Source organism: Streptomyces sp. NPDC058375 (genome assembly GCF_042723425.1).
GTDB lineage: Bacteria > Actinomycetota > Actinomycetes > Streptomycetales > Streptomycetaceae > Streptomyces > Streptomyces durocortorensis.
The window spans coordinates 24,122-35,362 of the sequence record NZ_JBHXJG010000003.1 but is presented as its reverse complement, the minus strand read 5'-3'; the positions used below and the strand labels follow the sequence as shown (position 1 = coordinate 35,362).

The 11,241-nt window shown below is 67.1% G+C and carries 16 protein-coding genes; all 16 read right to left on the bottom strand.

Going from position 1 to position 11,241, the window contains the following annotated elements; all coding sequences use genetic code 11:
- Window positions 1–45: 45 nt before the first annotated feature.
- Window positions 46–366, bottom strand: a complete 321-nt coding sequence (locus ACFWM7_RS01250; RefSeq protein WP_383253619.1) for a hypothetical protein — start codon at window positions 364–366, stop codon at window positions 46–48.
- A 109-nt stretch (window positions 367–475) separates the two neighbouring features.
- Window positions 476–1,069, bottom strand: coding sequence for a phage tail protein (locus ACFWM7_RS01245; RefSeq protein ID WP_383253617.1), 594 nt, complete (start codon window positions 1,067–1,069; stop codon window positions 476–478).
- Window positions 1,070–1,134: 65 nt separating this feature from the next.
- Window positions 1,135–1,500, bottom strand: coding sequence for a hypothetical protein (locus ACFWM7_RS01240; protein ID WP_383253615.1), 366 nt, complete (start codon window positions 1,498–1,500; stop codon window positions 1,135–1,137).
- Window positions 1,493–1,852: a hypothetical protein gene (locus ACFWM7_RS01235; protein ID WP_383253612.1), complete on the bottom strand. Its 360-nt coding sequence runs from the start codon at window positions 1,850–1,852 to the stop codon at window positions 1,493–1,495. The genes ACFWM7_RS01240 and ACFWM7_RS01235 overlap by 8 nt, the downstream gene beginning before the upstream one ends.
- Entirely contained in the window at window positions 1,852–2,067 is a 216-nt protein-coding gene (locus ACFWM7_RS01230; RefSeq protein WP_383253610.1) for a hypothetical protein, read from the bottom strand. The genes ACFWM7_RS01235 and ACFWM7_RS01230 overlap by 1 nt, the downstream gene beginning before the upstream one ends.
- 140 nt (window positions 2,068–2,207) lie before the next feature.
- The gene (locus ACFWM7_RS01225; protein WP_383253609.1) at window positions 2,208–2,588 is read right to left on the bottom strand and encodes a hypothetical protein; all 381 of its coding nucleotides are present in this window, start codon (window positions 2,586–2,588) and stop codon (window positions 2,208–2,210) included.
- The gene (locus ACFWM7_RS01220; RefSeq protein ID WP_383253607.1) at window positions 2,566–2,811 is read right to left on the bottom strand and encodes a hypothetical protein; all 246 of its coding nucleotides are present in this window, start codon (window positions 2,809–2,811) and stop codon (window positions 2,566–2,568) included. The genes ACFWM7_RS01225 and ACFWM7_RS01220 overlap by 23 nt, the downstream gene beginning before the upstream one ends.
- Window positions 2,812–2,834: 23 nt before the next feature.
- Entirely contained in the window at window positions 2,835–3,854 is a 1,020-nt protein-coding gene (locus ACFWM7_RS01215) for a major capsid protein (RefSeq protein ID WP_383253606.1), read from the bottom strand.
- 13 nt (window positions 3,855–3,867) lie between these two features.
- Window positions 3,868–4,263: a head decoration protein gene (locus tag ACFWM7_RS01210; protein ID WP_383253603.1), complete on the bottom strand. Its 396-nt coding sequence runs from the start codon at window positions 4,261–4,263 to the stop codon at window positions 3,868–3,870.
- A gap of 21 nt (window positions 4,264–4,284) precedes the next feature.
- Window positions 4,285–4,908 carry a hypothetical protein gene (locus tag ACFWM7_RS01205; protein WP_383253599.1) on the bottom strand — a complete coding sequence of 208 codons (624 nt, stop codon included), beginning with the start codon at window positions 4,906–4,908 and terminating at the stop codon, window positions 4,285–4,287.
- Between the two features lie 41 nt (window positions 4,909–4,949).
- Entirely contained in the window at window positions 4,950–5,759 is an 810-nt protein-coding gene (locus ACFWM7_RS01200; RefSeq protein WP_383253597.1) for a hypothetical protein, read from the bottom strand.
- Window positions 5,740–7,254 (bottom strand): phage portal protein, encoded by a 1,515-nt coding sequence (locus tag ACFWM7_RS01195; RefSeq protein WP_383253595.1) that lies wholly within the window; start codon window positions 7,252–7,254, stop codon window positions 5,740–5,742. Before ACFWM7_RS01195 ends, ACFWM7_RS01200 begins: the two co-directional genes overlap by 20 nt.
- Window positions 7,255–7,266: 12 nt before the next feature.
- Window positions 7,267–8,991, bottom strand: coding sequence for a terminase (locus ACFWM7_RS01190; RefSeq protein WP_383253593.1), 1,725 nt, complete (start codon window positions 8,989–8,991; stop codon window positions 7,267–7,269).
- Between the two features lie 18 nt (window positions 8,992–9,009).
- Window positions 9,010–9,477 carry a hypothetical protein gene (locus tag ACFWM7_RS01185; protein ID WP_383253591.1) on the bottom strand — a complete coding sequence of 156 codons (468 nt, stop codon included), beginning with the start codon at window positions 9,475–9,477 and terminating at the stop codon, window positions 9,010–9,012.
- Between the two features lie 191 nt (window positions 9,478–9,668).
- Window positions 9,669–10,244: a DNA primase gene (locus tag ACFWM7_RS01180; protein WP_383253770.1), complete on the bottom strand. Its 576-nt coding sequence runs from the start codon at window positions 10,242–10,244 to the stop codon at window positions 9,669–9,671.
- 321 nt (window positions 10,245–10,565) lie between these two features.
- On the bottom strand, window positions 10,566–10,823 hold the full coding sequence (locus ACFWM7_RS01175) for a hypothetical protein (protein WP_364966386.1): 258 nt from the start codon (window positions 10,821–10,823) through the stop codon (window positions 10,566–10,568).
- Window positions 10,824–11,241 lie beyond the last annotated feature (418 nt).

The window sequence follows — 11,241 nt, the reverse complement described above, 5'->3', positions numbered from 1 at the left end:
CGTCCAGGAGCCGGGCTCCGGGGTAGTACCGCGGGATGTCGGCCTCTAGCGCTTCCGCGTGCTCCGAGAGGACCGCGCACGTCCAGAGGACTTTCCCGCCGTGTCGCCCGTGGTCTCCATGGCGGCCGACGTGAACTCGTTGATCTCGTCGAAGGTCGGATCCAGGTCGATGAAGGTCTGGACGTCGTCCGCGTGCAGGACGCCGGCCGCCCACGCGTCGTAGTCGCCTTCGCGGAGAGCGCGAATGTACGAGGGCCGCCACTGGTTGGCGGGCTTGACGCGGAGTTCGACATCGCACACGGTGGCGGTGCCGTACGTTCCGGTCGCCTCGTTCTCCTGGGCGTCGGTGATGTTGGAGTCAGTCATGGGCGCGGGTCTCCTATGTCAGGGGGTTGTAGCTCTGCGCGGGTCGTTGTATGTCTGCGTGTAGATGAAGCGGGGCCCCGGACCCGCTCGGTACAGGGCCCCGCTGGTCTCACGGGGTCTCGTCAGGGAAGAAGCCCGAGACGTCAACGCCGCCGTAGTCGATCGAGCGCTTGACCGCCGCTGACGTCGCGCCCTTGTAGAACTTGAAGGTCATCTGGAGCGCCATCTCGCCCGTGGTCTGGGGCTGCTCGTCGCCTCGCTCGGTGACCTTGCCGTTCGGCATGTAGAGCCGCATGCGCTTGTCGCCGTCGAGCGTGTCGAACACGAACGCGTAGCGCAGGTCGTTGGGCTTGTCGGGGAGGTCGTACGACGCGACATCGGTCGTCGGCTCCAGAGAAGACACCGGCACGTTGTCGTACAGCGACCGGACGTACGGGTTGAGCGCCTCCAGGAAGGTGACCTGGAGAGACTTGACACTCTTGGTCATCAGGGTCCGGATCGGCTCCAGAGCGCCGGCCGCTTCGACGTCCTTGCTCTCTTCCTCGATCTTGAAGAGGCCACCCTCGGTGGTGACCCAACCGAGGTTGATCCACGCGTCGGCGGGGTCCTCGAAGGAACCGGGAGCCACGGTGTTGAGCGGCGCGGCGTAGACAAGATAGTCACTCGCGCCGAAGGTCAGATCCGCATTGCGGGTGTCCGCCATGAATGCCTCCAGGGCATACGTAGGGGCCCCGCGAGTCGACTCACGGAGCTAAGGGAGTTCGGGGGTTACGCGGCCCGGAGGCTCACGGTGTACGTCGCGCCACGTCGGTGGATTGCCTCGCTGGCCCAAGGCTGTCGCGATGGGCCGGAGTCACAGCGGACGCCGCGGATGACGGCGCCGGGGACAGATCCGCTGAGCAGTACAAGGGCGTCGCGCACCCGGCCCGCCAAGTCACGCGCCTCGTCGGCCGTGGCCGCGAAGACGTCGACGTACACCCTGGGGTTCATCGAGAAGCGCCCGTCGGAGCCGCCTCCGCGCTCCACTCGGATCATGGGGAGTGAGTCCTCCAGATCGGCGGGCGTTCCCGCAGCGCTGAAGACGTCGAAGCGGGACTCCAGCCATGGGGCCAAGATCTCTTCGATGTCAGCCACCGTGCGCCGCCTTGACGGCATCCACGGCCTTTTGGAGAACGGCGTATCGCGGGACTCTTCCGTCGCCCTTCTCCACGCGCCAGGCGTGCGGAGCGGTGTTGACCACGGCGGCGCCAAAGCGCTGTCGGGGCTTACCACGGAACGGCACGTTCTTGAGGACTGGCACGACGTCGAAGGACGCCTTGTAGAGCCCCGGGTGCTTGTCTTCCGCCGGATTGCCGACAGGGGCAGACGCCTGCGCTACCTGCATGATCTTCACGGCAGCGTCCCGGCAGGGCTTCGCCAGCCACGGGCGACTGACCATGCGGCCAAGGCCGTTGTACTTGCCGGTGTACGTGGAGCGGTACGCCATCAGCCGGTCACCTCCTTAAGTGCGGCTTCGACGCGAGCCAGGGACGTCAGCGGGAAGACCAGCGGGCGGCCGATGACTTCCCATTTCTCGGAGCCGTCCAGGCTGACGATGCGATCCGAGGGCCGGACGTCGGTGCCGAGCGGGGCCGCGAAAACCCTGCGGGTTGTGACGGTCTCGCTGGCGTCGTGGTCCTCGGAGGAGGATCCGACGGTCACGCCGTACGGGCTCATGACCGCGCAGTGGTCGACCCGGATCTGTATCGGCGGGCCAGCGACCCAGGTCCCCGCGGAGTCCCGAACGCGGGGTCCAGGGCGCTCGATGACCCAGGACTGCGACATGACGGAGGAGATCAGGCTCATACCGGCCGCCAGACCGACGTCGGGTACGCCGCCTCTTCCGGGGCGATGTTGAGCATCCCGGCGCCCGCGCTCATGCCGACGGCTCGTCGCAGCCGACGCAGCTCGTCGTCAGAGAGGACCACGCCGGTCTGTGCGTCGGTGTAGCTGACCAGCATGCCGCCCGCCTGCTCCGACCGGACCCCTTGGGGGTTCGTCAGGATGCGAGCGGCGACGGACAGCGCCACCGTCTTGATGCCACGTTGTGGAGGGGTGGTGATCCGCTCCCCCACTTCGCCCATGATGGCGTCCTCCGCCAGGTCGTGGGCGAGCTGGGCTCGCTCATCGCTGATCGGAGTGCCAAGGAGGGCGCGCAGCTCAGCCGTCTGAAACAGCAGCATCGTTGCCGCCTGCCTTCCGGCGTGGAGCCGCGCGCTTGGCGGGGGCCGCCTTCTTCGCCGGGGGCGCCGCAGGAGTCGACTCACGCGGAGTCGGCGGAACCTGCCACGCCTTCGGGTTGGTGATGAGCGCCTGTGCCCACTCCGGGACCTCGTCCGCGGGGCCGAACACGTGGCTCACTCCCGCGGAGTCCGTCACGTGGACGTTCGTCTTCAGGGTTGCCATGCGTAAATGCCTCGCGTTTCGGGTCAGAGAACGTCGGCCTGGAAGGTCAGGTCCGGAGCCGCCACGACGGGCAGCGCAATGGCGGTAGCGCGGGTCCACACGGTCTGCGGGTCCTCGCTCTTGTACCCACCGACGGCCACGCCGGCAGAGTCACCCGCCAGCCCGTAACGCGGGTCGTTCGCCTCCACCGGAACACCCCAGAGGGTCTTGCCGGCTGCGTCACCCTGCTCGGGCAGGAAGAGAAGCTTGTCTTCCGGAGTCACCCGGGTGGCGACACCAGCGACGGACACCTTGGCGTCGTAGATCTCGATCGGCGGGATGTCGTACTCACCCAGCACGGCGTTCAGGCCCTCGCGAGTCAAAATGCCCGGAGCACCGCTCTGCCCCGCAAAGGCAAGGGCGATGATCTGCGTGTTCTTCCGCATGGCGTTGTAGATCTTGCGCGACATCAGCATGGACGCCGGAAGCACGCCGTTGGTGTCGTTGTAGACCTCCAGCCACGCCATGAGGTGGTCGTACGCGGGGGCCGCGATGTTCGACCACAGGGTACCCGCCGTGACGGAGTGGGAAGCCGATCGGCCGAAGTCGACAGACGCCTGAACACCATTCTCGTTCAGGTTGACGGCACCGGAGAAGAGGGCCTCGCCGCGTGCCAGCTCCAGACGAGCCGCGATGGCGTTCACGAGCTTCACGGAGTCGGACTCCATGGCGTCGCGGATCTCCGCGGCCTGGGTGTCGACGTTCCGCATCCGGATCTGCTCGTACTCGCCGACAGGGATCTTCCGGGAGATGGGCGGCAGTTCGCCGCTCACCCGGGCCCCACCGGACCGAGTCCCGATGTCCGACTCAGCGTCGTACGCCCGGAAGACGGCGGCCTCGGTCAGCCCGCCTCCGCCCCGGTTGAACCGGAACGTCAGGTCGTTGATGGTCTCGTTCGGGAGCCACCGGTTCAGGTTTAGCGTGTTCTCCTCGCGGAACCGGAGTGCCTCACGGGCGTAGCCGGTGAGTTCCGCGGGAGTCGCGTACTCAGTGATGAGCTGCATGTATCAGGGCCTCTCAGACGAAGATGACGCGGCCGGCGACATCGGTCTTGCCGTTGGCGTCGACGGCGATGGGGAGCTTCGCCTCACGGATGAAGCAGTGGATGAGCATCGAGCCCACGACCGAGGTGGACGCAACCTTGCGGGCGTCGACGTCGACGGCGGTGAAGAGGAAACCAACGAGGGTCTCCCGGCCGTCCTCCGCGGCACCGTCGTACGGGCCGTACTTGCCGCCGGTCGTCACCTTGCCGAGCGGCAGGCCGCTCTTCAGGTAGCCGTCCGGGTAGTGGGTGTTCTTCGTGAACTTCGAGACGTCCAGGGTGATCGAGACAGGGGCGTCAGTGCCGTGGGCGCTGCCGAGCCAGTCACGGCGGTCCTGGGTGAAGCTCTCAACCTTGAGGTTGAGGTCCATGGGTCCTCCAAGAGGTGGTAGTTACTTGCCGTGCTTCTGCCGGAAGCGCTCAGCTCCGGTTGCGACCGACGAGCCTCCGCCGACGTCGGGTCCGCGGTTTCCGCCGACCCGGTGCGCCCCGCCGTTGCCAGCCGGAGCGAAGTCCTTCAGCAGTGCTTCCGCGTCCGCCTCCAGCTCCTCCTTCGTGGAGCCCTGGAGACGAGCGGCCTGCGCGGGGGTGAGGCTCTTCGACATGGCGACTTCGAGCAGCAGTGCCTTGCGCACGGCTGCATTGGCTTCCGCGCGGGCGGTAGCCGCTGCGGCCTCCGCGGTCGCCTTCTCCGCGGTGATGCGCTCGGTCTCCGTCAGCTCTGCGGCCTGGCGCTTCTTCAGCTCCTCGTCGGCCTGACGGAGACGTTCCAGCTCCGCAGCGTCGGGGCCAGCCTTCGAGGCGGCCTCGTGCTTGCGGGCGTGGTGCTTCCAGTAGGCCACCTGGTGCTCCGTGGACATGTCCGCGGTCGGCGTGTTGTCCGGGTAGCCGTGCTCGTTGACAACCGGAGCACCGCCTCCACCGCCCCCGCCGGTACCCGGCTCTCCCTCCATGAGGGTCCAGGGCTCTGCGGAGAAGGTCAGGAGGTTACGGCGTGCGAGAGTGCGACGAGGCATAGGTGTTTCCCCTGTCGGGAGTCGTCAGCCCGTGTCGGGCATCAGGTCGGAAGGTTGATGTCGTCAGGGCCGGTAAAGCGCTGACCGGCGAAGCCCAGGACAGGGCCGATTTCGCCGTGGTCGTTGGCGACGATGATCTTGCGATAGTCGACCGCTCGTCCTCCGCGGTCGCTCTTCCCCAGCGCCTCTTCGACGAGGTCGTGGATGCGCTCCAGCTTCTCTTCGTCGATGACCTGACCTGGGTCCTCGTCAGCCGTGACGAGCTTTACGAGGCAGTCACAGCCCGGATGGATCGGCGCCAAGTTCCGTTTGTGGTAGCGCTGGGTGGACGCGATCATGCAGAGAGCACAGTCGTACTCGCCTTGCAACTCACGGACGGTGTACGTGAAGCGCGGCATGTCGTCGCCGACCTCGCGCACCGTATGCGTCCGGGCTAGCTGAAGGTCCGTCTTCGCGATCGTGTCCAGTCGGTGCGTGCCGCGAGCGTAGGCGTCCTCGAAGGACACGCCATCAGACAGCGCGCCCCAGATCTCCTTGAACGGCCTGCGGTACACCTCTTCGGGGTCGACGTCGCGAAGCGCACGTCCGGTCACCTGGTCGAAGTCGATGTTCACGCGGTTGGAAGGGCCGTCCAGCTCGCGGTAGAGCTGTTCGAGGTACGAGGTCGTCAGGGCGGCTACCTGGCGTTGTCCACCGAGGAGCACCGGGAGTGCAGTCCGTTCGAAGCGGCGGACGTCGGCGTCTCGCCACGTGCCGAGACCAGCCCACGCTCGGTGGGTCCGGCCCAGGGTCGTACGCCAGACGCTTTGGACCGCCGACCCGTACTGCCGATCAAGCCGCGTCAGGGACATCGTCCGCCTCGCGGGTGATCAGCGTTCGGGAGTCGCGCTTCGCCTGAAGCGAGGCGGGCTCGGGGTCCTCCGCGGGAGCAGCGTTTAGGGCGTCGGCCGCACGGTCGATCTCCATGCGGGCGATCTGCGCGGGCGTGTAGCCCATGTCCTCCATACGCTGACGCCACGGAACGCCGGCGGACGCCTTTTTCACGGCTGCGTCGGCAAGTTCGGAGATCGTGCGGGACTCGGGGTCACGCCAGATGGTCTCCGCTCCCCACGCCGTGGCTCGGGCCTCGTCACCGATGACCCGGAAGGCCAGTCGCATGACGTTTTCCCAGCTCTCGCCGAAGCCTCGCTGGCGGTCGCGGACCTTGCTGATGAGGCCGGTCTCTGCTGCCTTCAGAGCGTCGCCGGAGACATTCACGACGGCGCCAATGAGGTAGTGAGGAGGCGTCCGGCTGATCGCCGCCAGGTCCTGAACGGCTGCTTCGACAGCTCGGACGTATGGCATGAGGTCGGTGGCCGCGAACTCGCCGAACTTCACGTCGGGGTTGTCCGTTGTCCAGAGCTTCCGAATGTCGAGCTGGAAGGGTTGGAGCGGTTTCCCCGTAACGGGGTCCTCGTCGACCTCCAGGCCGGCGGCCCATCGCTGCCTGAACGCGCCGTACTTCATGGCGGCGATCAGGTTGATCAGCGAGAGGTTGATCCGGTTCTGAATCGAGAGCACGTCCTCGTGCTCCGCGAAGCCCTCCGGCCGACGATTGCGCCGGTTGACGAAGGGGACGAGCGGGACCATGCCGAGATCGTTCGCGCGGAAGCCGTCAGGGTGCGTCGGGAGCGCCAGGGCGTCCCACCCTCGAAGCTCCGCGGCACGGCCGGAGAACGTCGGGGTGGACGTCTTCGTCGTGAACTCGTGGACCTCCGCCGGCGTCCAGAGCGTGGCCCGGGTGTCGCCGGTCCAGTCGTCGCGCCACAGCTTGAGGCCGGCAGCGAGCTTCCGACGGTTACCCTGCTCGTGCTCCACGGACACCTGCGTCGGAGTCTCGTGGGTCAGCACCGGGCGGCCGTCGTCGCCACGTTCGACAAGGACGAAGGCCCGGCGCTGGGACATTGCGCCGTAGTGGACGAGGGCGGAGTCAGCATCCATGCTGTTCTCCTGCCAGATGCGGTTCGCCTCCGTGTCGGAGACGCGAGCCTCGTCAGCGGAGTCGCGATCCTCTCCGGCGTCGTCGAACCGGAAGCCCTCTACTCCGAGCCGCTCGCCCGGGGAGTCGATGACGAGGGATAGCCAGTTCGTACGGGCGTCCTGCATCCACTCCTTGATCTCCCGCGGGTCAACACCGGGAACGTGGGGCAGCTTGGGCTTCCCCTCCGCGGCGTGGCGAAGGGACGTCAGCCCGGGAGTCACCTCGTTGTCGTCGCCGGTCCGGTCGTCCCGCTCGTCCAGGAGCTTCTTCCCGAGCCGCTGAAGCCACCACCCGGGCGACTCCACTACGGAGGCATCGATAGGCACTAGCGGACCTCCTTAGAAGGCTACGAGACGGCCAGAGCGCTTCTTGCGCTTGGTAATTCCTGCGGCCACAGCGTCGGCACGTGCCTCGTAGGCGAGGGTCGCGGACATCGCGGCGTCAATCTTCTTCGGGCTCTTCGGGTGCTCCTTGCCGATGCCGATATGGCGGTTGCCGCCCATCGGCCGGCGCTTGGCATTCAGGACGTGCCGGGCAAGCGCCAGGCCCTTGCGGGCGAAGGGCGTGTCCACGTCGTCCGCCTCGTCGACGCCGGCCCACGAGAGTCCCCTGTCGTCGACGGCTTCTGTGAAGCGGTTGAGCGCTTGCTCCATAGCGGTCGGCCGGTTCGTCCACCACTCCAGCGGGCGGGACTGAACGGCCCGGACCTGGAGGCCCTCGCCGTAGTCCCTAGTCCAGGCGTCTACGTAGTCCTGCCAGTGCGGCGGGTCGCAGTAGAAGCCGCAGACCTCGAAGCGGTCGAAGGCGGAAGCCACGGCGGCGTTGACGGCCTCGCGGTCAACCTGCCAGCCGTCGCCCTCCGGGCCCTCGGGCTTCTCCCAGACTCCGAGGAGCTGAAGATGGCCGTCGGACACGCGGGCGGCGCACAACGCTGTCGCGTCGTCGCGGATCGATCCGTCGAAACCCAAAGTGATCAGTTCGCCCCGGGCGATCTCCTCCTCGCGCCGGCATAGCTTCCAAGCGTCCGGATCCATCCACGCGTCGGAGGAGGACGTCCGCGAGTTGAGGAAGTAGCGCTTACCGTCGGCGGAGTCGTTGCGGAGGTCGTAGAAGTCGTCGATGAGGGTGTCTTCGTCGATCCACTCCATGGCGTCGCCGTAGGCGTCACGGAGGGCGGCGCGGAGTTCGTCCTCGTTCTTGAGATCCTTGACGATGCCGTACCGGTGGTCGTAGAGGAGTCGGGCACGGCCGCGCTTCTTCCGGGCCTCCCGGATCGCTTCGGCTTCCTCGTACGTCCGCTCAGCGACGCTGTCCTGTCCCGGGGCGAACATCGTCGTGGTTTCGAGGTACCACGTCTGTGCGATCTTCTTCCGCTTGCGGAGGTTACGCGTCACCGTGGCGTACATGCGCCGGAGTTCGGGGGTGTTGTAGAGGTGGGTCTCGTCGAAGCAGACCCAGGTCTCCTTCCCGCCGTCCTTCGAGGAGGAGGAGGCGGTCGACGGCGTGATCTCTCCGCCGTCGGGAAGGTTGATCTTCGTCAGCCCCGGGTCGACGTTCGGGACGTGGCTCAGGAGCGACGCCTCGTCGGTCAGGTTGAAGTAAATCGTGTCGTAGACGTTGCCGGTCTGACCTTCCTCGGTGGCCATGATTCGGAGGTACGGCACGGTGACCGGGCGGCCCATCGGCTCGCCGGCCTCGTAGACGTACTCGAAGCCGAGCCCCCAGGGATCGCGGTAGACCTCCCCGCCCTCCGCCCATCCGGCGAAGCGGCACGGCCCGAGAGCCTCGAAGAGGCCGATGCGTGCGCCCAGGCCCGACTTGTCGCAGCCCTTGGGGCGAGAGAAGAAGGCGGAGTCGTAGAGGAGTCGGCCGTCGTCCTTGCCGCCCTCACCGAGTGCGTAGCAGTCAACGACGAAGCCGGTGTACTCGTCTCCGTGGGATACGGGCATCCCCTGGACGTCGCCAGGGCCGTGTACGACGAAATACTCCATCCACGCCACGGCCAGCCAGCCCAGAGAGCGGGAGCGATCGTGGTTCGGGGCGCGTACCGTGACGTGCGGCATTGGCGCCCCTCTCTGTAGTTAGCCGGTCAGCCTCGCTCGTCGTGAGTTGATGTCTGAGACGTTCCCGGCGGGGGCCTGAGCGGGCCGCTGCGGGGCGTTAGTGGGGTCGTCGACCTTGAGCTTCAACCTCGCGCGGTCCTCCGGCGTCGCGCCGAACTTGGCGGCCCTGAGCCGCACTTCAGCGGCAAGCGTCCACTGGCCCTTCTCCCACATCGCGTGGTGCATGAGAGCCGTGTCGACGAGGAACGCCCAGTCGGTGTCGGTGAAGGTCTGCGCCTGCGCACTCTTGCGCCAGGTGTCCCACCACGCCAGCGTCATGGGGTGCCACTCGGTGAGTTCACCGGTCTTCGTGTTGACGCCAAGGACGCCTTCGGGCAGCTCGGGGCCGCGGAGTTCGTCGTCAGGGACGATCACGGTCTCGGGGTCCGCGGCGTTGCGCCGGCGGCGCTTGGTGGGGTCCTTGGGTGCTGGTCCGCGGCCGGCCATCAGCCACGCTCCGCGTCAGCCCACCGACGGCAGTACACGTCAGACGCGTGCTGTGTCTTGTGCTCCTCGTGCGGGTACGACAGGCGTACGCACTGCTGATTCGTCTCCGGGTGCCTCGCGGGGCACTGAGTGAGAACGCCGTCCATCGGGCCTCCCATGTAGGAACGACGAACGCCGTCCCATGTCGGGAGCTACGCCGTCAGCTTGGTCACCACCGCGGAGAGGTCCGCGAGGATCGACGGGCAGGAGCCATGTCGGCGGCCCGTCATTGCGATGTACCGGCCGGTCCCGTAGACCTCTACGGCCGTACCGTCGGGGCGTCGGATGCGGCGTCCCTGCCGGACTGTGGCGTATCCGAAAATGTGCAGTCCGTCGCCGGACGGGGACACCTCTACGTAGGTGGCGCCCGCGTCGCGGATGATGGCTGCTGCCCACGGGGCCAGACGACCGGTGAGCGGGTTCAAGCAGTGGTCCAGGTCAAGACAGACGATGTCGTCGACGTCAGAGAGGACGAAGCCCAGGCCGACGCCGGCCGACGATGCGGTGGCATCCTTGTAGCTGCTCCACGTCCGCGGGTCCGTCGAAGAGGCAGCCATGCCGGCGACCGTCAGCGGGACCTTCGAGGACGAGCGTCGGATCCACCTGTCGCGGGTCGTCAGCTCGATGGGGAGCGAAGTCTTGTTGGCGCGCGAGAGCGCCTTGCGGCACCGGGGCGAGCAGGTGCGCGCGTGGGACCGTGCCGTGATCGGCATCGGCTCGGGGCACATCTCGCAGGTACGCTTCACGTCTTCATGGTACGGGCGGCCGGTCACACTTTCAAGCCTCCCACCTGCATAGATTCGTCGGAGAATATCATGGCGGCGAGTCACACTTTGACCGTCCCGCCCTCCTAGGATCCCCCTGCGAGGCCCTGTGTGGGCGCCTGGCGGCCTCTTAGCCGGCTCGGTTCAGCGGGCCGACTCCGAAGCCCCAGACCCGTACAGGCGGGGAGAACCAGCACTCTTACGGTCTTCATGTTCGGCCGGCGGGGGTCACCCCCCTGGGGTCGGGGCTCTCCAGAGTGTCGACGATCTTGACGAGCCTCGGGCTCAGTCGATCTTGGCCGTGAAGCCAGCGCGTGGCTCCCGACGATCACCGTCAGCGTGCTCGCCCCTGATCTCCAGGCGAGCCGGCACAAGCGTGATCGTCACGGTCGTCAGCGAGCGATCGTCCTTCATCCCAACGTTGATCTTCGGTGCTCTCGCGAGGCGACCAACGTCGACGCCGTTGACCATCACGCGGGTGACACTCAGGCCGTCCTCGCCCGTGTCGTCCGCCTCCTCCAGTACCACATGGGCGCCGCTCATGGGCGGTCCTGTGTGCCACGCTCCACGACACTGCCGTCACGCAGCACGTACGCAGGTGCGTAGCCACCACCGATGGGCTGACGTATGCGAGCCTTCACGTACGCACGCTCACGTCGTACCAGCAGCCGTCGCAGTAGCGCTCTCATCAGTCCTCCAGGGCGGGGTGTGTAGAAGGGAGTCTGTGCACAGAGGGCCGTCTGAGTGCGGCTGCTGTGCCACCTTCCGTGGATGACTTACGCTGGTGGTGCCACGGGCACAGGAGCTGTAGGTTCTCGTCCCTGTGGTCGTCTCCGGGCTCTATATGGTCCACGTCAGTGCCTGGCAGTTCGCACCGCCGGCCGTCGCTGTAGCGGGCCACACAGACGCCTCCGTCGCGCCGGATAATGCGGCGTCGGATAGCGGGCCAGTTGCGCGGGAG

Coding starts and splice junctions, on each gene's coding strand:
- ACFWM7_RS01215 (WP_383253606.1), bottom strand. CDS start 3,854: ATGCAGCTCATCACTGAGTACGCGACTCCCGCGGAACTCACCGGCTAC.
- ACFWM7_RS01190 (WP_383253593.1), bottom strand. CDS start 8,991: ATGCCGCACGTCACGGTACGCGCCCCGAACCACGATCGCTCCCGCTCT.
- ACFWM7_RS01235 (WP_383253612.1), bottom strand. CDS start 1,852: ATGGCGTACCGCTCCACGTACACCGGCAAGTACAACGGCCTTGGCCGC.
- ACFWM7_RS01245 (WP_383253617.1), bottom strand. CDS start 1,069: ATGGCGGACACCCGCAATGCGGATCTGACCTTCGGCGCGAGTGACTAT.
- ACFWM7_RS01180 (WP_383253770.1), bottom strand. CDS start 10,244: ATGTGCCCCGAGCCGATGCCGATCACGGCACGGTCCCACGCGCGCACC.
- ACFWM7_RS01250 (WP_383253619.1), bottom strand. CDS start 366: ATGACTGACTCCAACATCACCGACGCCCAGGAGAACGAGGCGACCGGA.
- ACFWM7_RS01205 (WP_383253599.1), bottom strand. CDS start 4,908: ATGCCTCGTCGCACTCTCGCACGCCGTAACCTCCTGACCTTCTCCGCA.
- ACFWM7_RS01225 (WP_383253609.1), bottom strand. CDS start 2,588: ATGCTGCTGTTTCAGACGGCTGAGCTGCGCGCCCTCCTTGGCACTCCG.
- ACFWM7_RS01220 (WP_383253607.1), bottom strand. CDS start 2,811: ATGGCAACCCTGAAGACGAACGTCCACGTGACGGACTCCGCGGGAGTG.
- ACFWM7_RS01210 (WP_383253603.1), bottom strand. CDS start 4,263: ATGGACCTCAACCTCAAGGTTGAGAGCTTCACCCAGGACCGCCGTGAC.
- ACFWM7_RS01175 (WP_364966386.1), bottom strand. CDS start 10,823: ATGAGCGGCGCCCATGTGGTACTGGAGGAGGCGGACGACACGGGCGAG.
- ACFWM7_RS01185 (WP_383253591.1), bottom strand. CDS start 9,477: ATGGCCGGCCGCGGACCAGCACCCAAGGACCCCACCAAGCGCCGCCGG.
- ACFWM7_RS01200 (WP_383253597.1), bottom strand. CDS start 5,759: ATGTCCCTGACGCGGCTTGATCGGCAGTACGGGTCGGCGGTCCAAAGC.